The sequence below is a fragment of the Microbacterium sp. Leaf151 genome, from assembly GCF_001424225.1.
GTDB lineage: Bacteria > Actinomycetota > Actinomycetes > Actinomycetales > Microbacteriaceae > Microbacterium.
In genome coordinates, this window is record NZ_LMOR01000001.1 from 611,173 (window position 1) to 635,492 (window position 24,320).

Genomic DNA, 24,320 nt, shown 5'->3' on the forward strand with positions numbered 1-24,320 from the left:
CCGACGCCACGCCCGCGATGAGCGAGGGACACCTCAGACCCGTCCAGCGCCGCACCCGCACCAAACAACGAATGCGCGACCCGGCGCCGTCACGCGAGCCCGCGGCATCCATCCGCCGGCGAGCCTCAGCGCGGAAACACCGGCAATGCCGACGCCGGCTGACCCGACATGTTGTACTTCAGCGTGAACGCGAGGTTCGACGTCACCTTACTTGCGTCGAAGCGCCACGGCATTGGCCACTCATCGGTGAACGCCGCCACCGGGGCGAGCACAGCGTCGTACGCCGAAGTCGCCGGCTCCGTTCGCTTCTGCAGGTCGCCGAGGGACTTTTACGCCTCAAGCGCGCGGCGGCCCGTCATGTCGGAGCCCAGGTGCACCCACTCGGCGATGCACAACAGCATGGCGATCGTTACTTCGTGCGACAGGCCCAGCTAGGTGCGCCAGAAGCGGATGAGGTAGAAGTCGTCGATGTCCCGCAGGATGCCGTCGTCGACGAACGCGGCAGCTCCACGACCTCGGCCCCGGCATCCGAGAGGACATCCGGCGCCCGCCACAGTCGGGCAGCACATTCACGAACTCGGAGGCACCTGCCGCGCCCAACTCCCCCGACACGTACCTTTCGATGAGGGACCGCAGGTCATCTGGGTTCGACATTGAATCCAGCCCGAGCTAGCTCGGCACCCACCGCGTGCGCAATAGCTAAGACCGTGAAGTATCCCGGCTCGACGGCTCGCCCAGATTCAACGTTGCGAACGGTATTCACAGACAGGTCCGCCTTGCGCGCGACCGCCTCCTGCGACAGACCCGCGCCCTCCCGGCACTCTCGCAGCAGCTTGGACAGCTGTTCCGCCTGCTGCAGATACTTGCTCTGCTCACGTCTACGGCGGTTTGGCACGCCGCGACCATACCATACTTTTAGTGCTATACTTATGGCGAATGTCGGAGGGTTCGACTACCGTGAGGCGATGACGTGGTGTGGCGGGCAGAGCTATGCGGCGCGTGACGTACTACCAAGTCCCCAACACGCGATAGATTCACCGCGTCTGCTGACGCAGAACGATCTGGAGAGCACTGATGAGCAAGTCCGACCTGACCCTGGACGACTTCATGACCGGCTTGATCGCTGGTCTCGCAGAACTCGACATCAAAGTCGTGAGCATCCGAGGCAACTCGTTCTATCGCGCAGTCGTGGACGCATTCAACGAGTTCGAACCAAAAGCCGTGGAGGCGAAAGTTCGCCCCCGATTCTGGCTCACCCTGAACCGGGTCTACGGGGACTCTCCTGATGTCCGCGACGCTCTCACACGCGCTGTGCAGCGCGATCTTGTCAGTCTTGATAACCCCGAGTATCAGGACATGCGCCTCAAGATCAGTGCGTCCGACGCGGAAATGTACTTGGCCCACCTTCCCGGGTCCGCTGACCTTTACGTCGAAGCGGCCCGCCGATTCAAGTCGGCGTACGCCGCTGCTTGACCGGTGAGTAAAGACACGTCGGTTGCGAGCACTTCAGTGGAGAATGCGGCGCCTCTAACACTCTACTCAGAACGAGTCGAAGCGTTTGTCGCGGGGTGCCTTGCTCCCTACTTGGCTCGACTGAGAGAATTGTCGGTTGGCTCGATCAAGGCAAAGGAATTCAACGACGCCGTATGGGGGACCATCGCGCTGGATAGCGCAGAAGTCGTCGTTCTGGACAGTCCTATGCTCCAACGGTTGCGCCGCATTCGACAGCTAGGGGTGGCACAACTCGTTTACCCAGGGGCGAATCACACCCGCCTCGAACATAGCATCGGCGTCGCCCACCAGGTTGACAGGCTGATCTCTGCCGTCTCGAATCACGCCGGCGAACCTCACTTCGGGAGCCTCGGCGACATCTGGCAACAGAGCCTCCGAATGGCTGCATTGTGCCATGACGTCGGACACGGCCTCATGTCACACGTCGTGGAGAACGCGCTCCGGAGTAATGAGAATTGCGAAAACCTGATCCTCGCTTTCCAACGGCAGATGGGAAAGGATACGGCATCGCAACTATCTGAAATGGCCGCGTACTATATGGTGCGTAGCGACCCCTTCAGAGAGATGCTCGCGCACGCACTCCGTATCGGCGGCCGGCCGGCAGACCCAGACCTGGCAGACCGGATTTCAGACTGCATCATCGGTCAGTCAAACGACTCGGATTTTCCACTTATCCACGAAGCTATAAGCGGACCGTTCGACTGCGACAAGCTCGACTATATGACTCGGGACGCAATGATGTGCGGCGTGCCCGTCGTCACAGACGTAACCCGTCTGACACAGAAAATTCGCGCAGTCTCGCTCGCCACGGCAGATTTGCCCGAAGGCATTGCTGGGGCCGTAAACGAGACGGGGCGCCCACACACAATAGTAGCGGTAGCTCGATCGGGCGCCAGCACTCTTCACGAAGTGTCACTGGGTCGCAGTCTTATGCACGATAAGATCTACCGTCATCACAAAGTGCGTGCCACCGAAGCGATGGTAGCTGCGGTTGTCAGCCAAATTGGGGTGGTTCTCGACGAATACAGCCCGCTGATCCCGCTCAGCATCTATGACGACCAGTTTCTCTCGCTCGATGCGGATCGAATCAACGGCCTCATCGCGAGTTCCGGCCGCGCCGTGCCCGAGGTTGCCGTAGCGGTGGCCGCGGATCTTGCGGGGCGCATTCGAGAGCGGGACTTATTCGTCCGAGCATTCGCGTTCTCGCAGAAGATGCCCGCCGATCCTTACAAGGATGATCCGGCGCAGCGTTCCGCAATTGAACTGCTCATACGCGACACAGATGACGGAGAGTCCCGCGCGGAGATTACCCATGCCATCGTTGCCCAGGTTCGAGCCATGCTTGAAGCGTTGGACCGACCAAGCTATCTAGAAACCTTGTTCCCGGGTGGCGACCCGTTCCCCTACATTCGGATTGACCCACCGATTGTGAAGAAAACCACGACCACCGATACTGACCAGAGTCGCACCTACCTTATCGACCATGATCACCGACTCATATCGATGGGCGTGGTAAGCGCAGAGACTCGGGGCTGGGCCGACGCCTACATCAACACTCGTGACGTGGGTTTCGTCTTTTGCCCCCGCGAGCTGTCGGCTCTCGTGCATCTGGCGACGGAGGTCGTCTTCCGCGTTGATCGCGGCGTGCACGTCACCCCAGCAATGCACTCATACGCCAAGGCCGGTACGGAAAATTCCGACGAGTTGCGAGACGAGCTTTTCAAAGCAGGCTACTACACCAATCTCCCTCGCGATCTTCGCCCGCTTCCCGAGTTCCTTCGCAAAGCGGGAACGACCGTAAGAATCCGCACCGCCGCGACAAGGCTAGCCGGATACATGGGCCCCGTGCGAGGACAGGAGCCTGAGAGGCTGCGCGGTGGTTCCGTTAGCGAGGAACGCGTCCGAGACTGGGTAGCGCAGTTTGACGATCCGGAACTCGCACTTGTTCTGGTGGAGAACATCCATCTGATCGATCGCTTCGACGTTGCCAACGCTATCCGGACTTTCTTGAATGGACATAGCGGACAGTTCTCCCGTCCGGCATTTGTTCCCATCGGCCAGGCGAAGGATGGGTCTACCATCCTCACGTACTACAGCGGGGACATCGCCGGAGAATTTGATGCGAGCGTGCTATCCCTGCCGGAAGCGATCACGTCCGGCCGTCCGTTAGTATTTGTCGACGACTTTATTGGGCGCGGGAGCTCCATCACAAGCGTATTCCAGGCCATGTTTGGGGCGTCTGTTACGGAGAACCTTGATGAAGAAAGACCACCAGCGCTCTCGGGGGACGTCCTCGACCTACTGCGTTCCCGTCCGATCGGGATCGTAACTGCCGCTGGAACTCCTGGCGGACGCGATTACATCAAAAGCAGACTGACCGAGCTCGGCATCAGCCCGCTCGTGTCTTCGCTAAGGGACACAGAGCAAATACCCACCATTTTCAGCGCTCTCGACAAATTTCCTTCCGACCGCGTCGACGATTTTCAGGAAGCGCTGCTGGAAGTAGGGAAGCTCCTCATCCACGACAGCGACTCCGACAAGACCGACAGCCGTGCTCTCGGCTATGGAAATGAGGGGCTGCTCCTCATCTCTCCATTCAACACGCCAACGATGACACTCACGGCTCTGTGGCGCACCGGCAACGACGCCCTCACGTGGCGACCACTTTTCCCCCGTCGTCCCAAGCACTGAGTCATCGCCGCACCGCCGCTTTCGTTCGTGTCAGGCGTCGCGCACGCAAGCACGCCCGACGGATTCCGCGAGAGAACCCGATCAGCCCGGAAACGCCGGCCTCGCATCCACCGGCCGCGCCTCCTCGTACCAAGCCGTCAACCGCAACGTCTCCAGATCGGCGAACCGCCGCCCCGAGATCTGCAACCCGATCGGCCGCCCGTCCGCCGTGAACCCGCAGTTCACCGACGACGCCGGCTGCCCCAACATGTTGTACGGCAGCGTGAACGCGATGTGGGGCATCGCGAGACTCGCGTCGAAGCCCCCCGGCATCGGCCACTCCGCCGGGAACGCCGCCACCGGGGCGACCGGGGCCAGCACCGCGTCGTACGCCGAGGTCGCCGCGACGGTGCGCTTCTGCAGCTCGCCGAACGGCTCGTAGGCCTCGAGGGCGAGGCGGCCGGTCATGTCTGAGCCGGGGTGCACCCAATCGGCGATGTACGGCAGCACGGCGGTCTTCGCCTCGTGCGACAGGCCCAGGTAGGTGCGCCAGAAGCGGATGCGCCAGAAGTCGTCGATGTCGCGCAGGATGCCGTCGTCGATGAGCGCCGGCAGCTCCACGACCTCGGCTCCGGCATCCGAGAAGAGATCCGCCGCCCGCAGCACGGCCGCGCGAACCTCCGGGTCGACGGGCATGCCCGCACCCGGATTGATGTGCACGGCGATGCGGCGACCCCGCACGTCGGTGTCGAGGTCGAGCCAGTCGATGTCGGCATCCGGAAGCGAGGTGTAGTCGCGCTCGTCGGGGCGGGCGACGGCGTGCATCCCGAGCACCACGTCGGCGACCGTGCGGGCCAGCGGGCCCGCCGAGCGACCGAAGTACGGGTTGTCGAGCGGGATGCGGCCGTTGCTGGGCTTGAGGGTCGCCACCCCCGTCCACGCGGCGGGCAGGCGCACCGAACCGCCGATGTCGGTCCCCAGGTGGACGGCGCCGAAACCGGCCGCGGCGGCGGCCCCCGCCCCCGAGCTGGAACCACCCACGGTCCACTCCGGGTTCCACGGGCTGCGGGTGATGCCCGACAGGCTCGACACCCCCGACGAGAGCATGCCCCAGTCGGGCATGGTCGTCGAGCCGACGATGACGGCGCCCTGCTCGAGCAGGCGCTCCACGACGGGCGAATTGCGCTCGGGGATCACGCCGGCGGTGCCCGCGACCCCCGCGTGCGCCGGGATGCCGGCGCGCACGAAGTTCTCCTTCGCCGTGACCGGCACGCCGTCCAGCGGTCCCCGCTGTTCGCCGCGCTCCCATCGGGCGGCCGAAGCCGCGGCATCCTGGAGCACCTGAGCGGGATCGAGGTCGGTGAAGGCGTTGATCTCGGGGTTGCGGGCGGCGATGTCGGCGAGCACCGACTCCGCGGCATCCCCCGGGGTGAACTCCCCCGACGCGTACCCGGCGGTGAGGGCGGCGCCGGTCATCTCGATCGGGGCGGTGATGGTGGGCTGCGCGGTCATCGCGTCTCCTGCACGTGGCTGATGGTCGGAGTGGCGTCGATGAGCACGCGCGTGTACTCCTGCTGGGGGGAGGCGTAGACCGACTCCGTCGGACCCTGCTCGACGATCTCGCCCTTGCGCATGACCGCGACGCGATCGCACAGGTACCGCACGACGTGGAGGTCGTGCGAGACGAAGATCAGGGTGAGGCGGTACTCGTCCACGAGGTCGGCGAGCAGGTTGAGCACCTGCGCGCGCACCGACACGTCGAGCGCGCCGACCGGCTCGTCGGCGACCAGGATGCGCGGGCGGCACACCAGCGCGCGGGCGATCGAGATGCGCTGACGCTGCCCACCCGAGAACTGGTGCGGGAAGCGATCCACCGCGTCACGCGGCAGGCCCACCGCCTCGATCATCTCGGCCACGGCATCCGGGCGCCCTGTCACCGTCGGGGCGATGCCGTGCTCGAGTTGAGGCGTTGAGCAGGGTTCGCCGGCGGCTCTGTGCGCCAGAACTCCGGCCGATGGGCGATCGGCGGCGTGAAGTACGCGGCCTGAACACCAGTCGGTCACACCGGCATGGGACTAATTTGTGCGAGATTATCGACGTTCAACGCGGGGATATCCCCAAAGCGGAACCAGTTGTCTCCGAGTACGCAGAAGCGATCGCCGTTACGCAAGTCGCGCAGCGCATCGGCCGCCGGACCTACAGAGTTCCCGAATAACCACCCTCGGACATAACGACCATCCGCCAGAGTGTCCGTGGCCCTGAATCGAAGCTTGAGTCGCCCCCGATTGCTATTTGTTTCTATGGCTGCGTCTGCGACCTGCGCGCGAACAAATCGGGGGCGACCTGTGGCAGCTTCATTGAACGCCTGCGCGAGGCTGGGCGCGAGGCGCGCCAGGCTCGCTGCGGCCGACCCGTAGCAGAAGTCCGCCCACGTGTATCGAATCCCCCGATGCACTACCCAGTAAGCATTCAGGACGCCCTCATCACCGCCTGAGCGGTCAATGACCCCGGTAACATCGATGGCAGCTTCCATCACTGCGGCATAGGTTTCACGAGTCGTGGCGGCTCTGCGCACCGGCGGGTCGACGCTGAACCGTTCTTTTCTGACGGGTCCACCCCACCTCAGTAGCAGCTTGTCGCCGACCGAAGTGAAGACTCCCGGGTGCGCGGCCAGAAGCCGCTGCTTCTGGGCTCGAAGATTGAGGGAGCAACTCGTTAGGTGGCTGCGATCGCCGCCATGTGCGAACGTGCCCGATCGCAGCACTCGCTGAGAGCCATCCACCGCATAGCTTGCAACACGATGATGGCCATACCGCACCGGACAGCCGGGTGTATGGCAAAACCAGGGCCCGGGTTTCAGCAGATCACCGTCAGCGATCTCGTTCGCGTCCACGATCCGACCGTTCTGGTGACGAGCTTTCATAGTGTTAGCGTTGTCGCTCTCCAACCAAACCGGGCGAAACCTCCCTCAGTTGACCCGCCGCCTCACGGAATTCACCCTCCGCTAAGACCGCCGGCAAACCCGCACCGGTCAGTGCAACGACTCGGGCGGAGTAATGACAATCAGTGGCGCGGCTAATTGCACATAGAGAATCAGTCGCTTCACATCCCCGGCGCCATGTCCGCGAAGTGCCGCGAATAGTGCCCCTGGAACGCCACGGTGATCGTGTCGGTCGGGCCGTTGCGGTGCTTCGCGACGGTCAGATCCGCCTCGCCCGCGCGGGGCGAGTCTTTCTCGTACGCGGCCTCGCGGTGCAGCAGCACCAGCATGGCGGCATCCTGCTCGATCGAGCCCGACTCACGCAGGTCGGAAAGCGCCGGCTTCTTGTCGGCGCGCTGCTCGGCACCGCGGTTGAGCTGCGAGAGGGCGATGACGGGAACCTGCAGCTCCTTCGCCATCAGCTTCAGCGCGCGAGAACTCACTGACCTCCTGCTGACGCGACTCGACGCGCTTTCCGCTCGTGAGCAGCTGCAGGTAGTCGATGACCACCATCTTCAGACCCTCGCGCTGCTTCAGGCGTCGGCACTTGGCGCGGATCTCGACCAGCGTCATGTTTTGGGGCTGTCGTCGATGAAGAGGGGCGCGCGCTAGTCAGCCGCGGAGGCTCGAGGCGGACAGCACGTGGCGCTGCAGCTGCGACTACGGTCTTGCTATGGTCAATGTGCTCGAAGTTGTCGCAGCCGTCATTCAGGATGAAGACCAGTTCCTCGTATGCCGCCGCCGCCCGGAAAAAGCCGCGGGCGGACGCTGGGAATTCCCCGGAGGCAAGGTCGAGGACGGAGAGAGCGCAGCCGACGCCCTACGCCGCGAGATTCAAGAAGAACTGGCCGTCGGCATTCGCGTTCTGGGGGAACTGACGACCGACGACACGCTTGTCGGCGATCTTGTCATTCGGTTGACCTGCCTTCGCGCTGAACTAGAAGGCCCCCGGCCCACCCGGAGCACCGATCATGACCGCCTGGCGTGGGTAGCTGCCCAAGTTCTTGAGCAGTTGCATTGGGCGGAGCCAGACTTGCCCGCCGTGAAGACACTGATCGCGAGCGGAACCTAAGGCGCAGATACCTCGAAGCCGTCCTCGATTCTCCGTATCAAAGTGATACCGACGGTGTGCATCAACTCGCGGAGGTCCTCCTCCGGGAGCCCCGGGAGAAGAATGACGGGAGTGGCATCCAGCCCCGCCTTTCGAGCCACGTGCGCGTAGTCCAGAACCTGTCCGATCGCCGTCCGCACGTGTCCTCGCGCGATCGATTTCTTCGCCTCGACGATCCAGTTGCGTTCTGGGACGAACATGTCTGGCTCGATCAGCGCACTCCCTGCCCGGAGCGGAAGCCGTCGCGGTGAGAGCCCCTGCGTTCTCAGCCACTCGCCGAATGCGGCCTGCAGTTCGAACTCGATCCGCGAAACGAGGCGGTCGCCGGGAGCAGTATCCGCCGCAGCAACGACCACATCGTCATACTCAGGGGGTGTCCACGACCGCGGTGCAGCCGAGTAGTCGATCAGAGTCTCTGGTCCCAAACCACCCCCGTACGCAGGTAAGAGCTCCACACGCGCAACTGTCGGGAGGAGATTGAAGATGATTCCTGCGCGGGGGTTTCCGGACGCGTCGGGAATCGTTTCGATCTCATAAGTGGGCGTTCCTGTTGTGAACGCACCCACGTACGTGGCGGACGTTCCATGCGTTCTGAAGAGCCGGATGGTCTTCCCATCTTTGGCGCAGTCACGCAGCGCACGGTTTCCCCGCACGAATTCCTGTGGTCCGTACTGCCCCTCGCCGGTGTAGGAGTAGGAGCCGTCCTCCCGTAACCCCTCAAACTTGTCGTATCCGTACCTGGCTCCGGACTCCGGGTCCGTGAAGATAAAGATGTCGTTCTGACCCCGCGGTGTGGAGATCCCACCTTGCTGCTGACCGCCGTATGCATCGTGCATTGATCGCCTGCGGACGGTGTCGCCCGGCTCAAGCAACCAGTCACCCCGCCTTGCCCGGCGATCATCGCGGAAACGTTCTCGGATCCCCTCCGCCTGCTCTTCCGACAAGAGCCAGCGTGTCGAACCTTCCGCGAGAGTCCCGTACACCGAACGCAGATGGTCCCGGATTCGTTTCTGCGGCACTTGAAGCTCGATGGAAAGTTGGGCCGGGGTGATCGTAGCCATTCATGAAAGCTATCGGCCGACGAGCTGGACCCTGCAAAGCGGGCATTTATTCGCCGAAATTCACGCCGTGGAGATGGCTGACGGCGCCAACCCCGCCGAGCCCCAGCCCGCCCCATTCCTCCTCGCCGACACGGCGTCCCGCAGAGTCGTCGATCAGCCTGGATCCGTCTGTGAATGGCGGCGGTGCTGCGTGTCCCGCCGGCCATCGAGCCGCCGACCGACGACGAGACCCAGCTGATGTGCGCGCTGGGGTTCTATAAGTCCTGACCGACCGTCAGGCCGAGGCCACCGGGCGATAGCGCTGCGCCGTCGCTCCCGACGCGAGCTCGCGCCGCTCCACGAGCTGAAACACCATCTGCTCCCGCACCCCCTCCAACAACCGCGGCCCCCGCCCCGCGACCACCGGGTGCACGACGAACGTGAACTCATCGATCAGTCCGAGGTTCGCAAGCGCCGTGGGCAGCTGCACCCCACCCACCGAGATGCCCCTCCCCGGCTGCGCCTTCAACTCCTGCACAGCCGCAGCCAGGCCCTCCCGCACGAGCGAGGCGTTCCAGTCCACGGCATCCAACTCCGTCGACACGACGTACTTCCTCATCGGGTCCATGACCTCCGAGAAGGCGACCTCGCTGGCATCCATCCAGTCGGGCCACTCCCCCGACTCCGGCCGGCGCCAGGCGGACTCCATCAGCTCATACGTGACGCGGCCGTAGAGCAGCGAGTCGGAGCGGCGCAGTTCGTCGGTCCAGAACGCCATCGACTCGGCATCCGGAGGCAAGCCCGCCTCGTGGTGGACGCACCCGTCGAGGGTGACGTTGATGCCGTAGCGGAGCGGTTGGGTCACAGCGGTCTCCCTCGACGCGGGCGGTGGTGGCGTCAGGGTAGCGCGGCCGTCGCAGCGCCGACAGGGCGCGGACACCGACGCACGCCGTCAGCCGCCGGGGGCGACGACGATGGCACCCCGGCATCCGTCAAGACGCCGGTTGCGCCGCCGCCTCAGCAGCCCACGACGCGAGCAGCCGCAGGCGCTCGGCAGACGGCGAGCCGGGGTCGGCGGAGTAGATCAGCAGTACCTGCCCCGGCTCGGCCGTGATCGCGAGCTCCTCGTAGACGAGGGTCACCTCGCCGACGACGGGGTGGTGGAAACGCTTCTGACCGGATCCGTGGGTGCGCACGTTGTGCGCCGCCCAGAGCGTGCGGAACACCTCGCTTCTCGTCGAGAGTTCGCCGACGAGGTCTTGGATGCCCTTGTCATGCGGATCGCGGCCGGCTTCGGCGCGGATGACGGCGACGCACATGTCGGCGAACAGCTCCCAGTCGGGGTAGAAGTCGTGCGCGGCCGGGTCGAGGAACTGGAAGCGCGCGAAGTTCGGCACGCGCCCCGCGTCGCCGATCAGGGGCGAGTAGAACGCCTTGCCCAGGGTGTTGAACGCGACGATGTTCTGCCGCTGATCCCGCACCACCGCCACCGAATCGGTGATGGATGCCAGTGCCCACTCCAAGCTGTTCCGAGGTGAGGCGGGTTTGCTGCCACGGCGGCGGTTGCGGCCCGACGACGGGATGCCGTCGGCGTTGCGGGCGAGGTCGAGCAGGTGGGAGTGCTCGGCATCCGAGAGCTGCAGGGCGCGCGAGACCGCGTCGAGCACGGCCGCGGAGGCCCCGGAGATCGACCCTCGTTCCAGCTTCGAGTAGTACTCGACGCTGACCCCGGCGAGCGCGGCGACCTCGCTGCGCCGCAGCCCCTCGACCCGGCGATTCGGCCCGGCGGGGATGCCGGCGGCATCCGGCGACACCCGGGCGCGACGGGTCATGAGGAACTCCCGCACCTCTGATCGATTGTCCATGTGCCCCAGGGTAGGTCGCCCCGCCCGCGGGAGGGATGCCCTCTAAGGGGACCCCACGCTCCTCGCTCAGGAGGGGTTCCCTGCCGGTACACCTCTCATCAGAGACTCCCCGGCCGCGTGCTGAGCGAGCACCGTGGAGGACATGACCGCACAGATCTCACCCTCGCGGACGGAGTTCAGCCGCATCCTGCCCACTCTGCTCCTGCTGCTGACGGTGTTCGGTCCGATCTCGATGGACCTCTACCTCCCCGCCCTCCCCGCCTTGGCGGCGGAACTCGGCGCGGCCACCTCGGTGGCACAGCTCACCGTGACGGCCTGTCTGATCGGCCTCGCCCTCGGGCAGCTGGTCGCGGGTCCCCTGTCGGACCGGTTCGGGCGACGCGGCATCCTGCTCCTCGGCATCGTCGCGTACATCGTCACCTCGGCGCTGTGCGCGATCAGCCCCACGGTCGAACTGCTGATCACCGCGCGATTCGTTCAGGGTCTGGCCGGCGGGGTCGGGATCGTCATCGCCCAAGCAGCCGGCCGCGACATCTACACGGGTGGAGCACTGGTGCGTTTCTACGGCCGCCTCACCGTGGTGGGCGGACTCGCCGCGATCATCGGCCCGCTCCTAGGCGGGATCCTGAACACGGTCGCCGACTGGCGGGGACTGTTCGTCTTCCTGGCTCTCATCGGCGCGGGCATCCTCGTCATCGCCCTGCGGATGTTCCCCGAGACCCTGCCCGCCGAGAGCCGCGCGACGGGCGGCCTCACGCACACCCTGCGCGACTTCCGCACCCTGCTCTCCGACCGGGTGTTCGTCGGCGCGATCCTGAACCAGGGGTTCCTCTACGGCGCCCTGTTCGCCTACCTCGCCGGGTCGACGTTCGTGCTGCAGGACATCTACGGGCTGTCCCCCCTCGCGTACGCGCTCGCCTTCGGTCTCAACTCCGCGGGGTTCATGACCCTCGGCTACCTCGCCGGCCGGGCCGCGGAACGCTGGAGCGTCACCGGCACCCTGACCGTCGGCATCCTGGTCGCCGGCATCGGCGCGCTCGGATTACTATCGTCCGGACTCACCCGGATGCCGCTGTGGGTGGTGATCGTGTCGCTGTTCCTGCTCGCCGGTGGGGTCGCGATCTCGTCGCCACCCGCGACCACCCTCGCGCTCGTCGACTACCCGCAGATGGCCGGCACCGCCTCCTCACTGCTCGGCATGGTGCGGTTCGGGTTCGGGGGGATCGCCGCGCCCCTGGTCGGGGTGGCGGGGGCGCTCAGCATCCTCCCGCTCGGCGTGGTGACCACCGTCGCGGTGGTCCTCGCCGGCGCCGCCTTCCTCCTGCTCGCTCGCCGACCCCAGCCGGGTGCCTCAGCCGCTCACCTCACCGACGACGAGCACGCCGGGACCGCGAAGGGTCGCAGCCGATGACCACGTCCACCGGCAGGGAGTGGGAACACCGACGTCGTGCGCTGCTCGCCGTCGCCGTCGGCGCGCTCGTGACCGCGGCGCTCACCGCCTGCTCCCCCACCGCCGCATCGTCGGTTCCGCCCGCGGCCTCCGCCACGCCGACGGCCGCCGGCGTCGAGTCACCGTCGGCACCGGCACCGACGCCCACCGATGAACCGGGGCAGATCGTGGGCACGGTGGTGCGGTTCACGTCCGACCGCACGAGCGTCGACGTCACCGTCGGGGAGGACAGCCCGGGCGTGCGCGACTTCCTCTCCCTCCTCCCCACGGAGCTGACGTTCGAGGAGTTCGCCGGCCGGGAGAAGATCTCGTACCTCCCCCGTGAGCTCGCCCACTACGGCTCGCCCGGCTCCGACCCCGAGGACGGAGACCTCATCTACTTCACCTCGTGGGGAAACCTCGGCTTCTACTACGACGCCGACGGCATCGGCTTTTCGGATGCCACCCTGCACATCGGCACGTACGTCGCGACCGAAGAGCAACTCTCGCTCCTCGAGGGCGGCCCCGTGTCCGTCGAGATCGTCGACTGACAGCGTCTTTCATCGATGCACGACGTCCGACCCACCCGCCCCCTGCACCACCCATGAAGGAGAACATCATGCGCGCAACCCTCATGTACGCCGCCGGTAACGTCCGCGTCGTCGACGTACCCGAACCGACGATCGAAGAGCCCACCGACGCGGTCATCCGCGTCACTTATGCCTGCGTCTGCGGGTCGGACCTGCACCCCTACCACGACCTCGGCGACACCCCCGAAGGCCGCCACATGGGCCATGAGGCCATCGGCGTCATCGAGCAGATCGGCGCCGACGTCACCACCCTCGCCGTCGGCGACACCGTCATCGTCCCGTTCGCCTGGTCGGACGGCACCTGCGCGTTCTGCCGCGACGGGATCACCACCTCGTGCGTGCACGGTGGATTCTTCGACGGCGCCCCCTCGGCCACGCAGGCCGAGATGCTGCGGATTCCCTACGCCGACGGAACCGCCGTCGCGATCCCCGCCGGGACCGACGAGGCGCTCATGCCCTCGCTCCTCACCCTCTCCGACGTGTACCTGACCGGCTATCACGCCGCCGTGCGCGGCGGCGTGGAGGCGGGCAAGACCGTCGCCGTGATCGGCGACGGAGCCGTCGGACTCTCCGCCGTCCTGGCCGCGCGTCAGCTCGGCGCCGAGACGATCATCCTGATGGGCCGTCACACCGCCCGCACGGATCTCGGCCGAGAGTTCGGCGCCACCCACGTCGTCGCCGAGCGCGGCGAAGAGGGGATCGCAAAGGTCCTCGAGCTCACCGGCGGTGAGGGCGCGCACGTCGTCCTGGAAGCGGTCGGACACATGCCCGCGTACGAGCAGGCGTACGGCATCGTCCGCCCGGGCGGCGTCATCTCGCGCGTGGGCGTTCCCCAGTACGAGGATGCCGCTGTCGGCTTCGCCTCCCTGTTCGGCAAGAACGCCACCCTCACCGGCGGCCCCGCCACCGTGCGCGCCTACCTCGAGGCCGCCATCCCCCAGGTGATCGACGGCACCATCGAGCCCGGAAAGGTCTTCGACCGGGAGCTCCCGCTCGACGACATCGCCGAGGCCTATCGGCTGATGGACGCGCGCGAAGCGCTGAAGGTGCTCATCCGCCCGTGACGGGGTGATCGTCCGCGCGGGGTGTCGGGGCGCCCACCCCGCGCGCGACGGGCGCAGCTTTCAGACGGCTCAAGAAGACGCGCCGATCTCGCCCTCAGCCGGCCGATTCGCTGCCCCGCTGCGGGTCGAGCGCGTCGTAATACTCGTCGGCGACGGGCTCGAGCCACTCGTTCGAGGTGTCCTCGCCCGGCACGGCGATGGCGACGTGGCTGAACCACGAGTCGGCCTTGGCGCCGTGCCAGTGCTTCGTGCCCGCGGGGATCTCGACGACCGTGCCGGGGGTGAGGCTGACCGGCTCCTCGCCCTCTGCCTGATACCAACCGCTGCCGGCGGTCGCGAGCAGAATCTGCCCCCCACCGGCGGTGGCGTTGTGGCGGTGCCAGTTGTTGCGGCATCCCGGTTCGAAAGTGACGTTCGCGACGCTCATGCCGAGACTCGCGAGGGGGGCGAGGTAGCTCTGCCCGATGAAGTACTGCGCGAACGCGTCGTTCTTGTCTCCGCGCGGGAAAAGGCTGTCGAAGGTCATCTCACGTGTCCGTCTCGTCGGTGATGTCTTTCAGCACGGTCATCGCGGCCATGCCGTTGGGCCAGCCGGTGTAGAACGCGAGGTGGAGAGTCGCTTCCTTCAGCTCGTCGTCGGTGACCCCGTTCTGGCGGGCGTAGTCGAGGTGGAACCGCAGCTGATCGGTCTTGCCCATCGCGGTCAGCGCGGCGACGGTGATGAGGCTCCGGTCGCGTGGGGAAAGGTCTTTGCGCTGCCACACCTCGTCGAACAGCACCTTGTCGGTGTAGTGGACGAGGCCCGGTGCGAAGTCTCCGAAGGCGCGCTGCCCTCCGGTCCATCCGTTCTGCTCATCGGTCATGGTGTCCTCCTTGTCAGACACCACCAATGAACCGCCTCCCGCGTGGAGGAGGAAGTCTCTGGCGTTACGTGTACTGACAGGGCATCCCACGGCGCGGTGGCCCGCGCGTAACGTCGAACGCATGGACAACAGGGCAGAGGTGCGGGAGTTCCTCACCTCTCGTCGCGCGAAAGTCACCCCGGACGACGTGGGAATCCCCGGCGGCAGCAACCGGCGAGTGCCGGGCCTGCGCCGCAACGAGGTCGCGACGCTCGCCGGCGTGAGCATCGAGTACTACGCCAAGATCGAACGCGGACAGATCGCCGGCGCATCCGAATCCGTGCTGCACGCGATCGCGCAGGCCCTGCAGCTCGACGACGCCGAACGCGAGCACCTGTTCGATCTGGCCCGCGCGGCTGGACAGACGCCGCCGAGATCGCGTCGCAAGCCGGGCACCCCGGCATCCGTCCGCTCCGGAATGGAGCTGATGCTCGACGCGATCACCGGCGGCGCGGCGATGGTGCGCAACGGCCGGATGGACATCCTCGCCGTCAACGCCCTCGGACGCGCCCTGCAGACAGAGGTGTTCGAGTCACCGGGCGACGGGAATCTCGCCCGGTACACCTTCCTCGACCCGCGCGCCCGCGACTTCCACCCGAACTGGGAGAAGGCGGCCGACATCACGGTCGGCATCCTGCGCACCGAGGCCGGCCGCGACCCCTACGACCGCGCCCTGCAGGATCTCGTCGGCGAACTCTCCACGCGCAGCGACGAGTTCCGCGTCAGATGGGGTGCTCACAACGTGCGGCAACACGGCGCCGGGACGAAGCACTTCACCCACCCCGTCGTCGGAGCGCTGGAGCTCAGCTACGAAGACATGCAGTTCGTCCAGCATCCGGGACTCACGTTCCTCGTCTACGTTCCGCAGACCGGTTCGGAGAGCGAGGAGCGGTTCCGGCTGCTCGCCAGTTGGCAGGCGACGAACGACGTCGCGGCGTCTCCCAAGGCGGGAATCGATGCACGCACAGCACGGAGGAAGGACTGAGAATGCACACTCGCACACTGGGGCAGGGACTACAGGTCTCGGCGGTCGGACTCGGCTGCATGGGCATGTCGCAGAGCTACGGACCCAACCCCGGAAGCCGCGACGACATGATCGGCGTGCTCCGCGCTGCGGTCGACCGGGGAGTCACGTTCTTCGACACCGCGGAGGTCTACGGCCCCTACGTCAACGAGGAGCTCGTCGGCGAGGCGCTCGAGCCCGTCCGCGACCACGTCACCATCGCGACGAAGTTCGGGTGGGACATTCAGGATGCCAAGAGCGTCGGGCTCAACAGCCGGCCGGAGCAGATCCGCGCCGTCGCGGATGCCTCGCTGAGACGACTGCGCACGGACGTGATCGACCTGTTCTATCAGCACCGTGTCGACCCCGACGTGCCGATCGAAGACGTCGCCGGCACCGTCGGCGAGCTGGTCGCCGAGGGGAAGGTGCGTCACTTCGGGCTGTCGGAAGCGTCCGCCACGACGATCCGGCGAGCGCACGCGGTGTTCCCCGTCACGGCGCTGCAGAGCGAGTACTCGCTCTGGACCCGCGACCCGGAGGCCGAGGTGCTGCCCACGCTGGCTGAACTCGGTATCGGGTTCGTGCCGTTCAGCCCGCTCGGCAAAGGGTTCCTCACGGGCACCGTCGACCAGACCACGTCCTTCGCCGACGGCGATGTGCGATCGACGATCCCCCGCTTCACGGAAGAGAACCGCGAAGCCAACCACGCCCTCGTGACGCGCATCGCCACGGTCGCCGAAACGCGAGGAGCCACGCCCGGGCAGGTCGCACTCGCCTGGCTGCTGGCCCAGCATCCGTGGATCGTCCCGATCCCCGGTACGCGACGCGTCACCCGTATCGAAGAGAACGCGGGGTCGACGGAGGTGGCGCTGTCGGCGGATGACCTCGCCGACCTCGACACCCTCGCCCAGAGCGTGGGCGTGCACGGCGATCGCTACAACGCGGTGCACATGGGGTACGTGGGGCGCTGACGGGCGCCGACCGACGAGCCGGCCCGACACCGCTCACTGAGTGACGGGCGCGTCGGTTTCGACCCAGTTGGCCAGGAGCTGCAGGCGCTCGTGCGTCGCTGACCCGGGTTCGGCGGAGAAGACGATCATCTGCAGACCCCGGTCGGATGCCAGATCCATGGCGTGGAAGGTAAGGTCGAGGTCGCCGACCACGGGGTGGTGAAGAAGTTTGAGGCCGGCGCGGTGTTCCCGCACGTCGTGGGCTCCCCACAGCTTCCGGAACAGGTCGCTGCGGGTGGAGAGTTCGCCGATCAGGTCGCTGAGCTGCCGATCGTGGGGCGAGCGGCCGGCCTCGGCGCGGAGTACCGCGACGATCTGTCGGGTCTGCGACTCCCATTCCCGGTAGAACGACGGTGCCCGGGGATCGAGGAACAGGAATCGAGCGGCGTTCGCCGGCGGTCGGGCGTCGTCGAAGAGCTCGGAGTACAGGGCACGCCCGAGCCTGTTGGCGGCCACGGCGTCGAGGCGGCCGTTCTGCACGTAGACGGGCACGGTCGACATCGCATCGATCGTCTGCCGCAAGCCCGCGGTGATCTGCGACCTGCGCGCCGTGCTCCGGCGGGGCTGCGGGTGGGCACCGGCGTTCGCGGCGCGGATCAGGTCGAGCAGGTGCGCGTGCTCCGCATCGTCGAGCTGCAGCGCGCGGCTGACCCCGTCGATGACCGCCTCTGACACTCCCGTGGCGTTCCCGCGCTCGAGACGCTTGTAGTACTCCGCGCTCATCCCGGCCACCAGCGCGACCTCTTCGCGCCGGAGTCCGGGTACCCGCCGGCGGCCACCGAAATCCGGCAATCCCACCTGGGCCGGGGTCAGCTTCGCGCGCCTCGTGGTGAGGAACTCGGTGATCGCGTCGGTGGCATCCATGTGATCGAAAGTACGCCGCCTGCGAGGTCTGAGAGGGTCCCTGCCGGTGCACCCATAACCGGGGCCACGCTCACGCGCGTGAATGCGCGTTGACTCTTCGTGGGCCGAGACACGGGACAGCTGGATCCGCTCACTCGGCCTCGAGGCGATGCACGCCTCACCGGCCCGGCCCACCCCACGAACATGAACAGGACACGATCATGAAGAACGCTCACCTCGGAACTCTCGACGTCTCCCGCATCGGTCTCGGCGCGATGACCATGGCCGGCACCTACACGACCGGCGGCGGCCTCGACAACGACGAGTCGGTCCGCACGATCCACCGTGCGCTCGATCTCGGCGTCACCCACATCGACACCGCGGAGATCTACGGCCCCTACCTCAGCGAAGAGATCGTCGGTCAGGCGATCACGGGCCGCCGCGACCAAGTGAAGATCGCGACCAAGTTCGGTCTCGTCTCCCACTCGGGCGGTGGCCCCGGCACGATCGACAGCAGCCCCGCGAACATCAAGGCAGCGGTGGAGGGGTCACTGCGGCGCCTCGGCACCGACCACATCGACCTGTACTACCAGCACCGCGTCGACCCGAACACGCCCATCGAGGAGACCGCCGGGGCTGTCGCGGATCTGATCGCGGAGGGAAAGGTCTTGCACTTCGGCCTTTCTGAAGCGTCCGCCCAGACCATCCGCCGCGCACACGCCGTGCAGCCGGTGACCGCTCTGCAGACGGAGTACTCGCTGTGGACCCGCGACGTGGAAGCGGAGATCCTGCCGGTCCTGCGTGAGCTCGGCATCGGCTTCGTTCCCTACTCGCCGCTCGGGCACGGCCTCCTCACCGGGCAGATCCGCTCGGCGGCGGACATCCCCGACGACGACTGGCGCAAGACCAACCCCCGCTTCGTCGGCGAGAACTTCGCACGCAACCTTCGTCTGGTCGACGAGGTGCGCGCGATCGGCGAGGAGATCGGAGCCACGCCGGCCCAGACCGCGCTCGCCTGGATCCTCACCCGCGGAGACGACATCGCCCCGATCCCCGGCACCCGGCGGGTGGAGCGGATGGAAGAGAACACCGCCGCGGATCAGGTCGAGCTGACCGAAGACCAGATCACCCGTCTGACGAGCCTGGAGCCGGCCGCGGGCGAGCGCCACGACGAGGCGAACATGGTGTCCATCGACAGGTGAGTTCGCGCGGTCCGATCGCGGCCGCCGCGTTTTCCGGGGAGCGCGCGGCGCGCTATTCTGCGCCACCTCCGCTGCGACAGGGCGATGACGAGGACCTGCAGCTCTCGGGCCACCAGTCTTTGCCGCCGCACCCTTCGAAGACCAGGGATCGAAAGTGGTGCTCACCTCCCGTGCTCGGACGAGCCGACGGCCGAGGGTCGGTACAGCGCCGCCATCCGCTCGCCGAGGTCGTGGAGGGCGAGTCTCACCGACGCGGGGGCAATGACCTCGGCGGCGCCGGTCCAGCCCGCCAGCTGCTCGGCCAGCGCGTCGGCGCGATGGGCGCTGACCTCCATGCGCATACGGCCCTCACCGCGGGGTTCTGCGTCGAGCATCCGCGCCTGCGCACCGAACCGGTCGCTGATCGCCCTCACCGCCCAGGGTTCGACCTGCACGATCGCGCGTACCGCGCCTCGAAAGCCTTCCACCCGCTCGACCATGTCGGTCCACGCATGTGCCCGATCAAAGGCGTCCGGTGGGGTGCCCCGCGCATCCAGGACCAGAAGCTCCGCGATCCGATCAGCCCGATACGTCCGCAGCCGGTTCTCGTCGGCAGCGTCCGTCCCCTCCTCCACCGGCGCGGCGAGCAGGTACCAGCGCGGCCCGCGGCTGCCGACGATCAAGGGGACGACCTCCGACTCGGTCGTGCCGGAGGAGCCGTCGTAGCGCAGCCGAACCCGGAAACCGTCCGCGATGGCCCGCTGCAGCTTGGACACCGCCGCGGGAGGCTCGTCATTTTCCTTGTCACCCCAGGGCGCATCGCGCACGGTCGCCGCTGCCACTCGCTGCGCGCCCGCCCGGAACGGCTCCGGCACCGCGCGCATCAGCTTGCGCATCGCGGCGATCCGCTCGGGCGTCGCCGCTCCGCTCTGCGTGAGCGCGACGACCAGCGCGCTCACCTCCCCTTGAGTTAGACCGGTGAGATCGGTGCGCGCTCCGCCGATCAGGCGCCAACCGCCGCCTTTCCCCCGCGTCGGGTAGATCGGCACACCGGACATCGCGAGTGCCTCGAGGTCTCGGCGCGCGGTCGGGACGGAGACTTCGAGTTCCGCAGCGAGTTCGGATGCCGTGATCTGCGGGCGCCCTTGAAGGACGAAGAGTGCCTGAATGAGGCGGTCAGCGCGGATCCTCGACCTCGTTTCTGAAGTGATCAGTCGGTGATCACTTCACCCGGGAGTGTAGAAGAAACAGTCGCAACGAAGAAGGAGAAATCGTGTTCCGTGGTCTTGCAAACCTCAATCTCGTCGCCGCAGACATGACTGCAGCCGTCGCCTGGTACGCCGAGGTCTTCGGCACGCCCCCATACTTCGTCCGCCCCGAACAGGGCCCCCTCCAGTACGCGGAGTGGCGCTTCGGCGACGACGAAGACGAGTTCGCCCTCATGGATGCCCGCTTCCGTCCGGTGCTCGCACAGCCGGGCGGCGCGCTGGTCAGCATCCACGTCGACAACATCCAGTCCGCCATCGATCGCCTCACCTCCCTCGGAGCCACAGTCTTCGACCCGATCACGCAGCGCGGAGAGGGCTGGTCGTCGGCGTCCGTCAGTGACCCGTTCGGTAACCTCCTGGGCTTGATCCAGAGTCCGCACTGGGCGGCGAGGCACGCTGACTAACGGCATTCCGCGGGCGTGCGGGATCAGAGGTACATCCGGCAGTGTCGCGTCACTCGTCACCCATGGTCCAGACGAGTTCAGTTCGGCCACTGCTGCTGCCGCTCGTTCAGCAGGGTGTGCAGATCTCCTGAGGCGCCGAGGAGCGCGACGCTGCGACGGCTTAGGTCGGACAGCCGCTGGTCGAGAAGTGCTTGTGCTTCCGCCGTCAGGCCGTGCTCGCGAAGCTGCTCGAGTACGCGGGAGATTGGTGGGATGCGGTGTCCGCCGCTTCGCAGTGCTGCGACGATACGTGCTTCGGCGATTGCCCGGGCGTTGTATCGGCGGGTTTGAGACTGGCTGATCCGGTCGGGGTTGACGAGCCCTTCGTGCTCCCAGTGGCGCAGTGCCGAGGAGCGAACGCCGAGGGCCTCAGCGAGCTCACTGATCGTCATGGAGTCGTGGTCGTCGAAGACGTGGGTGGTGTCGGTGAGGATGGCTTGGAGGCCGCGGCTTGCCTCGCGGACGTGGTCTCGGCTGCGAGCGAGCAAGGCATGAAGGTCGTCGATCTTCTCTGCGGCGGCTTCGAGGGTGCCGTGTACGAGTGCGGGCATCATCTGTCGCGCCGGCACGGGTCCAATCGCTGCGGCAAGTGCGCGATAGGCGCGAAGCGCGATGATGTGGCGTTCTTGGTAGAGCCGGTAGCCGTTGGGGGTGCGCTCGGCGGCGGGGAGGACTCCGAGCCGTTCAAGGTCACGAACCTGTTGCGTGGAGTAGCCCACGATCCGAGCGGCGGCAGCTGTTGTCCATCCCGCCTCTTGAGGCTTTGCGGCCCGCATCCATGCTCCTCCCTGCTCAAAGTCCACATAAGCACTTGAGGCTGACGATTGAGGAGTGGAGATGAAAGAGATTCTCGATGCTGTCAGCAACTTCGACGGAGTGCTCGTGGTCATCCCGGGAGAGGGGAGCGGCTCGCCGGGGTTGGCGTGGGGTGATGCGTTCTTCTACTACGCGCCGGATGGTGTGATGCCGGAGCGGACTCAGCCGTTCGGGACGATCGTGACGAAGAACTATCCCGACGACGAGGAATCGAGACTCGACGAGCCTGGTCGGTTCCGCGTGAACATTCACGTCGGACGCGACCGCGCAACGCAGATCGTGCGTGAAGGTGCGAGCGCTGCAGATCCCGATGTGTTCGTTTCGCACCCGCTGTACGGGACGGCCGGATGGGTGTCTGTGGTGAACCCGGCAGAGTCGACGTCGGAGCAAGCCCTCTCGCTGTTGCGCGACGCCCACGAGGCAGCGCAAGTTCGCGCTTCTCGTCGGGCAGGCTCGGCGTGATGGGGTCGCCGCAGGCATTGAGCGAGATCGATCGGCGGGTCGTGGCAGCGTGGGCCGCTGACTGCGCTGAACGAGTCCTCGCCGTTTTCGAGTCGGAGGCGCCGACAGACCTTCGGCCGCGCGACGCGATCGCTCGCACCCGCGCCTTCGCGCGCGGCGAGCTCGATGCCGCCGGAGAGATCCGACGCCGTTTCGTTGCGGGGCGCGCCGCCCACGACGTCACAACCCCACCGGCCATCGCTGCCGCACGAGCAGCTGCGCAAGCCGCCGGCGTCGCCCATATGGGCGCCCATGCCCTCGGGGCGGCCGCATACGCGGCCAAAGCTGCGGGATTGTCGAGACCCGATCAGGCCGATGCTGTCCGTGACGAGATCCGCTGGCAACTCGAGCAACTGAGCCCGGATGCCAGGACAGCGCTACGACAGCTGCCGCTCCTCGGTCAAGACACAGCCGGCCCGCTCGGGCCCGGGCTCCTCAGCCGAGGCGTCCTCGCAACCAACATCCGCGCCATCCAAGCTGGTCTGGCGTAGTCGCCTCGGAGCGGGACATCATGGGCGAGTCGGCTCACGTCTTGATGCCGCTGGTAATCGACCGCGGCGATCTCACGCAGGTCGGCCCGCCGGAGCACGTCTGAGCTACATCCCCGGCGCCATATCCGCGAACCGCGAATAGTGCCCCTGGAACGCCACCGTGATCGTGTCCGTCGGTCCGTTTCGGTGCTTCGCCACGATCAGGTCGGCCTCACCGGCGCGCGGCGAGTCCTTCTCGTATGCGGCCTCGCGGTGTAGCAGCACCACCATGTCGGCATCCTGCTCGATCGAGCCCGACTCACGCAGGTCGGAAAGCGCCGGCTTCTTGTCGGCGCGCTGCTCAGCGCCACGGTTCAGCTGCGACAGCGCGATGACGGGAACCTGCAGCTCCTTCGCCATCAGCTTCAGCGCACGCGAGAACTCACTGACCTCCTGCTGACGCGACTCCACGCGCTTACCGCTGGTGAGCAGCTGCAGGTAGTCGATGACGACCATCTTCAGACCCTCGCGCTGCTTCAGACGACGGCACTTCGCCCGGATCTCGACCAGCGTCATGTTGGGGCTGTCGTCGATGTAGAGGGGCGCGTCGTTGATGCGGCCGCGCGTGGAGGCGACCGTGGTCCAGTCGCGCGAGTCGAGCGTTCCCTTTCGCATGCTCTGCAGGGGAATCGACCCCTCGGCGCTGAGGAGGCGCATGGCGATCTCGGAGCGACCCATCTCGAGCGAGAAGAAGATGCACGGCGCGTTCGACTTGATCGCGGCCGCGCGGGCGAAGTCGAGCGCGAGCGTGGACTTACCCATGGCGGGGCGCGCGGCGAGCACGATCATCTGGCCCGGGTGCAGGCCGTTCGTGAGCTGGTCGAGACCGGCGAAGCCGGTGGGGATGCCGGTCATCGACCCGTCGCGACCGCGAGCGGCCTCGATCTCTTCGACCGCGGCATCCACCGCCATCGTCAGGGGGATGTAGTCATCGGCGCTGTCGTCGCCCGAGACGTTGTAGATCTCGGCCTGGGCGCTGTTGACGAGATCGACCGGGTCGCCCTCGCCGGCGTAGCCCATCTGCACGATGCGCGTGCCGGCCTCGACCAGACGGCGCAGCAGCGCGCGCTCCGCCACGATCGACGCGTAGTACCCGGCATTGGCGGCCGTGGGGACGATCGAGGTGAGGGTGTGGAGGTAGTCCGCTCCCCCGGCGCGCTGCAGTTCGCCGGTCTTGATGAGCTCGTCGGTGACGGCGACGACGTCGGTGGGCTCGCCGTGCGAGTAGAGCGTGAGGATGGCCTCGAAGATCAGCTCGTGCTTCGGCACGTAGAAGTCGCCGCCGCGGAGCGTTTCGATGACATCGGCCACCGCATCCTTCGACAGCAGCATGCCGCCCAGAGCGCTCTGTTCGGCGAGGATGTCGTGCGGGGGCGTGCGCTCGGGACGCGGCGCTTTTCCGAGACGCTCCTCGGCGATGTCAGCTATCGACACGGGCTCTCCTTCTGCTCTCGGGCCGCCCCTGCGCCCCCCTCACGCGCGCGCGAAGGATGCGATGGCGAGAGGTGGAACGACCTCGGGAGCATCTGATCACCGACGTCCGACATCGACGCGCGCGCCAG

Annotated in this window: 25 protein-coding genes and 2 pseudogenes; 12 read left to right on the forward strand and 15 right to left on the reverse strand. The window is 66.7% G+C overall.

All coding sequences use genetic code 11. The features are described 5' to 3' along the window. Positions 1–125: 125 nt before the first annotated feature. Complete coding sequence (locus ASF76_RS17590; protein ID WP_268774176.1) at positions 126–260, reverse strand: hypothetical protein; 135 nt, start codon at positions 258–260, stop codon at positions 126–128. A gap of 377 nt (positions 261–637) precedes the next feature. Further along, on the reverse strand, positions 638–895 hold the full coding sequence (locus ASF76_RS17715; RefSeq protein WP_200936069.1) for a helix-turn-helix domain-containing protein: 258 nt from the start codon (positions 893–895) through the stop codon (positions 638–640). 179 nt (positions 896–1,074) lie between these two features. Here ASF76_RS17715 and ASF76_RS02745 point away from each other — a divergent pair, with 179 nt between their 5' ends. Beyond that, positions 1,075–1,473 (forward strand): hypothetical protein, encoded by a 399-nt coding sequence (locus tag ASF76_RS02745; RefSeq protein ID WP_055952535.1) that lies wholly within the window; start codon positions 1,075–1,077, stop codon positions 1,471–1,473. Between the two features lie 3 nt (positions 1,474–1,476). Next, positions 1,477–4,203 carry a phosphoribosyltransferase-like protein gene (locus tag ASF76_RS16960; protein WP_156459098.1) on the forward strand — a complete coding sequence of 909 codons (2,727 nt, stop codon included), beginning with the start codon at positions 1,477–1,479 and terminating at the stop codon, positions 4,201–4,203. A gap of 81 nt (positions 4,204–4,284) precedes the next feature. On the opposite strand, the gene ASF76_RS02755 is transcribed toward ASF76_RS16960, so the two are convergent. From ASF76_RS02755 to ASF76_RS02765, 4 genes and pseudogenes are all read right to left on the reverse strand, one after another. Next, positions 4,285–5,694 carry an amidase gene (locus ASF76_RS02755; protein ID WP_055952543.1) on the reverse strand — a complete coding sequence of 470 codons (1,410 nt, stop codon included), beginning with the start codon at positions 5,692–5,694 and terminating at the stop codon, positions 4,285–4,287. Beyond that, positions 5,691–6,098: pseudogene (locus ASF76_RS02760) on the reverse strand (ATP-binding cassette domain-containing protein); the annotation flags it as partial. The gene ASF76_RS02755 and the pseudogene ASF76_RS02760, both read right to left, overlap by 4 nt. Positions 6,099–6,241: 143 nt before the next feature. Continuing rightward, positions 6,242–7,105, reverse strand: a complete 864-nt coding sequence (locus tag ASF76_RS16965; protein ID WP_156459099.1) for a hypothetical protein — start codon at positions 7,103–7,105, stop codon at positions 6,242–6,244. A 179-nt stretch (positions 7,106–7,284) separates the two neighbouring features. Further along, positions 7,285–7,767, reverse strand: a pseudogene (locus tag ASF76_RS02765) (DnaB-like helicase C-terminal domain-containing protein); the annotation flags it as partial. Between the two features lie 68 nt (positions 7,768–7,835). Here ASF76_RS02765 and ASF76_RS02770 point away from each other — a divergent pair. Next, positions 7,836–8,234 (forward strand): (deoxy)nucleoside triphosphate pyrophosphohydrolase, encoded by a 399-nt coding sequence (locus ASF76_RS02770; RefSeq protein WP_055952545.1) that lies wholly within the window; start codon positions 7,836–7,838, stop codon positions 8,232–8,234. Here the strand turns inward: ASF76_RS02770 and ASF76_RS02775 are convergent. From ASF76_RS02775 to ASF76_RS02785, 3 genes are all read right to left on the reverse strand, one after another. Then, positions 8,231–9,334, reverse strand: coding sequence for a hypothetical protein (locus ASF76_RS02775; RefSeq protein WP_055952548.1), 1,104 nt, complete (start codon positions 9,332–9,334; stop codon positions 8,231–8,233). The two genes, ASF76_RS02770 and ASF76_RS02775, sit on opposite strands and share 4 nt — an antisense overlap. Before the next feature lie 274 nt (positions 9,335–9,608). Next, the gene (locus ASF76_RS02780) at positions 9,609–10,178 is read right to left on the reverse strand and encodes a dihydrofolate reductase family protein (protein WP_055952551.1); all 570 of its coding nucleotides are present in this window, start codon (positions 10,176–10,178) and stop codon (positions 9,609–9,611) included. Between the two features lie 127 nt (positions 10,179–10,305). After that, on the reverse strand, positions 10,306–11,178 hold the full coding sequence (locus ASF76_RS02785) for a helix-turn-helix domain-containing protein (RefSeq protein ID WP_055952556.1): 873 nt from the start codon (positions 11,176–11,178) through the stop codon (positions 10,306–10,308). Positions 11,179–11,320: 142 nt separating this feature from the next. Here ASF76_RS02785 and ASF76_RS02790 point away from each other — a divergent pair, with 142 nt between their 5' ends. From ASF76_RS02790 to ASF76_RS02800, 3 genes are all read left to right on the forward strand, one after another. Then, entirely contained in the window at positions 11,321–12,589 is a 1,269-nt protein-coding gene (locus ASF76_RS02790) for a multidrug effflux MFS transporter (RefSeq protein WP_055952561.1), read from the forward strand. Next, positions 12,586–13,158: a cyclophilin-like fold protein gene (locus ASF76_RS02795; RefSeq protein ID WP_055952565.1), complete on the forward strand. Its 573-nt coding sequence runs from the start codon at positions 12,586–12,588 to the stop codon at positions 13,156–13,158. The genes ASF76_RS02790 and ASF76_RS02795 overlap by 4 nt, the downstream gene beginning before the upstream one ends. Positions 13,159–13,226: 68 nt before the next feature. Next, on the forward strand, positions 13,227–14,261 hold the full coding sequence (locus ASF76_RS02800) for a zinc-binding dehydrogenase (RefSeq protein ID WP_082484850.1): 1,035 nt from the start codon (positions 13,227–13,229) through the stop codon (positions 14,259–14,261). Positions 14,262–14,355: 94 nt separating this feature from the next. On the opposite strand, the gene ASF76_RS02805 is transcribed toward ASF76_RS02800, so the two are convergent. Further along, the gene (locus ASF76_RS02805) at positions 14,356–14,787 is read right to left on the reverse strand and encodes a cupin domain-containing protein (protein ID WP_055952568.1); all 432 of its coding nucleotides are present in this window, start codon (positions 14,785–14,787) and stop codon (positions 14,356–14,358) included. Between the two features lies 1 nt (position 14,788). After that, positions 14,789–15,124 carry a carboxymuconolactone decarboxylase family protein gene (locus ASF76_RS02810; RefSeq protein WP_055952570.1) on the reverse strand — a complete coding sequence of 112 codons (336 nt, stop codon included), beginning with the start codon at positions 15,122–15,124 and terminating at the stop codon, positions 14,789–14,791. Positions 15,125–15,245: 121 nt separating this feature from the next. Here ASF76_RS02810 and ASF76_RS02815 point away from each other — a divergent pair, with 121 nt between their 5' ends. Both ASF76_RS02815 and ASF76_RS02820 read left to right on the forward strand, forming a co-directional pair. After that, positions 15,246–16,148, forward strand: a complete 903-nt coding sequence (locus ASF76_RS02815) for a helix-turn-helix transcriptional regulator (protein WP_055952573.1) — start codon at positions 15,246–15,248, stop codon at positions 16,146–16,148. A 2-nt stretch (positions 16,149–16,150) separates the two neighbouring features. Further along, positions 16,151–17,137 carry an aldo/keto reductase gene (locus tag ASF76_RS02820; RefSeq protein WP_055952576.1) on the forward strand — a complete coding sequence of 329 codons (987 nt, stop codon included), beginning with the start codon at positions 16,151–16,153 and terminating at the stop codon, positions 17,135–17,137. A gap of 33 nt (positions 17,138–17,170) precedes the next feature. Here ASF76_RS02820 and ASF76_RS02825 read toward each other — a convergent pair whose 3' ends face one another. Further along, a complete protein-coding gene (locus tag ASF76_RS02825; RefSeq protein WP_055952579.1) occupies positions 17,171–18,040 on the reverse strand; it encodes a helix-turn-helix transcriptional regulator in 870 nt (289 codons plus the stop codon). Between the two features lie 200 nt (positions 18,041–18,240). On the opposite strand from ASF76_RS02825, the gene ASF76_RS02830 reads away from it, so the two are divergent. Then, positions 18,241–19,221, forward strand: coding sequence for an aldo/keto reductase (locus tag ASF76_RS02830; RefSeq protein WP_055952583.1), 981 nt, complete (start codon positions 18,241–18,243; stop codon positions 19,219–19,221). A 161-nt stretch (positions 19,222–19,382) separates the two neighbouring features. Here the strand turns inward: ASF76_RS02830 and ASF76_RS02835 are convergent, their stop codons facing one another. Then, positions 19,383–20,414: a helix-turn-helix transcriptional regulator gene (locus ASF76_RS02835; RefSeq protein ID WP_327037556.1), complete on the reverse strand. Its 1,032-nt coding sequence runs from the start codon at positions 20,412–20,414 to the stop codon at positions 19,383–19,385. 59 nt (positions 20,415–20,473) lie between these two features. Here ASF76_RS02835 and ASF76_RS02840 point away from each other — a divergent pair, with 59 nt between their 5' ends. Continuing rightward, a complete protein-coding gene (locus tag ASF76_RS02840) occupies positions 20,474–20,872 on the forward strand; it encodes a VOC family protein (protein ID WP_082484805.1) in 399 nt (132 codons plus the stop codon). A 77-nt stretch (positions 20,873–20,949) separates the two neighbouring features. Here the strand turns inward: ASF76_RS02840 and ASF76_RS02845 are convergent, their stop codons facing one another. Beyond that, complete coding sequence (locus tag ASF76_RS02845) at positions 20,950–21,714, reverse strand: MerR family transcriptional regulator (protein ID WP_235561218.1); 765 nt, start codon at positions 21,712–21,714, stop codon at positions 20,950–20,952. Positions 21,715–21,748: 34 nt separating this feature from the next. Here ASF76_RS02845 and ASF76_RS02850 point away from each other — a divergent pair, with 34 nt between their 5' ends. Continuing rightward, complete coding sequence (locus ASF76_RS02850) at positions 21,749–22,189, forward strand: DUF6194 family protein (protein ID WP_235561230.1); 441 nt, start codon at positions 21,749–21,751, stop codon at positions 22,187–22,189. After that, positions 22,189–22,719: a putative immunity protein gene (locus ASF76_RS16580; RefSeq protein ID WP_082484806.1), complete on the forward strand. Its 531-nt coding sequence runs from the start codon at positions 22,189–22,191 to the stop codon at positions 22,717–22,719. The genes ASF76_RS02850 and ASF76_RS16580 overlap by 1 nt, the downstream gene beginning before the upstream one ends. Before the next feature lie 105 nt (positions 22,720–22,824). On the opposite strand, the gene dnaB is transcribed toward ASF76_RS16580, so the two are convergent. Beyond that, positions 22,825–24,192 carry a replicative DNA helicase gene (dnaB, locus tag ASF76_RS02855; RefSeq protein WP_055952596.1) on the reverse strand — a complete coding sequence of 456 codons (1,368 nt, stop codon included), beginning with the start codon at positions 24,190–24,192 and terminating at the stop codon, positions 22,825–22,827. Positions 24,193–24,320 lie beyond the last annotated feature (128 nt).

What these genes read in the sequence shown, in the direction of transcription:
- ASF76_RS02745 (WP_055952535.1), top strand. Translation starts at nt 1,075, where the DNA reads ATGAGCAAGTCCGACCTGACCCTGGACGACTTCATGACCGGCTTGATC.
- ASF76_RS02820 (WP_055952576.1), top strand. Translation starts at nt 16,151, where the DNA reads ATGCACACTCGCACACTGGGGCAGGGACTACAGGTCTCGGCGGTCGGA.
- ASF76_RS02850 (WP_235561230.1), top strand. Translation starts at nt 21,749, where the DNA reads ATGAAAGAGATTCTCGATGCTGTCAGCAACTTCGACGGAGTGCTCGTG.
- ASF76_RS02770 (WP_055952545.1), top strand. Translation starts at nt 7,836, where the DNA reads ATGGTCAATGTGCTCGAAGTTGTCGCAGCCGTCATTCAGGATGAAGAC.
- ASF76_RS02815 (WP_055952573.1), top strand. Translation starts at nt 15,246, where the DNA reads ATGGACAACAGGGCAGAGGTGCGGGAGTTCCTCACCTCTCGTCGCGCG.
- ASF76_RS02825 (WP_055952579.1), bottom strand. Translation starts at nt 18,040, where the DNA reads ATGGATGCCACCGACGCGATCACCGAGTTCCTCACCACGAGGCGCGCG.
- ASF76_RS02795 (WP_055952565.1), top strand. Translation starts at nt 12,586, where the DNA reads ATGACCACGTCCACCGGCAGGGAGTGGGAACACCGACGTCGTGCGCTG.
- ASF76_RS16580 (WP_082484806.1), top strand. Translation starts at nt 22,189, where the DNA reads ATGGGGTCGCCGCAGGCATTGAGCGAGATCGATCGGCGGGTCGTGGCA.
- ASF76_RS02830 (WP_055952583.1), top strand. Translation starts at nt 18,241, where the DNA reads ATGAAGAACGCTCACCTCGGAACTCTCGACGTCTCCCGCATCGGTCTC.
- ASF76_RS02755 (WP_055952543.1), bottom strand. Translation starts at nt 5,694, where the DNA reads ATGACCGCGCAGCCCACCATCACCGCCCCGATCGAGATGACCGGCGCC.
- ASF76_RS02785 (WP_055952556.1), bottom strand. Translation starts at nt 11,178, where the DNA reads ATGGACAATCGATCAGAGGTGCGGGAGTTCCTCATGACCCGTCGCGCC.
- ASF76_RS02775 (WP_055952548.1), bottom strand. Translation starts at nt 9,334, where the DNA reads ATGGCTACGATCACCCCGGCCCAACTTTCCATCGAGCTTCAAGTGCCG.
- ASF76_RS02790 (WP_055952561.1), top strand. Translation starts at nt 11,321, where the DNA reads ATGACCGCACAGATCTCACCCTCGCGGACGGAGTTCAGCCGCATCCTG.
- ASF76_RS02810 (WP_055952570.1), bottom strand. Translation starts at nt 15,124, where the DNA reads ATGACCGATGAGCAGAACGGATGGACCGGAGGGCAGCGCGCCTTCGGA.
- ASF76_RS02805 (WP_055952568.1), bottom strand. Translation starts at nt 14,787, where the DNA reads ATGACCTTCGACAGCCTTTTCCCGCGCGGAGACAAGAACGACGCGTTC.
- ASF76_RS02800 (WP_082484850.1), top strand. Translation starts at nt 13,227, where the DNA reads ATGCGCGCAACCCTCATGTACGCCGCCGGTAACGTCCGCGTCGTCGAC.
- ASF76_RS16965 (WP_156459099.1), bottom strand. Translation starts at nt 7,105, where the DNA reads ATGAAAGCTCGTCACCAGAACGGTCGGATCGTGGACGCGAACGAGATC.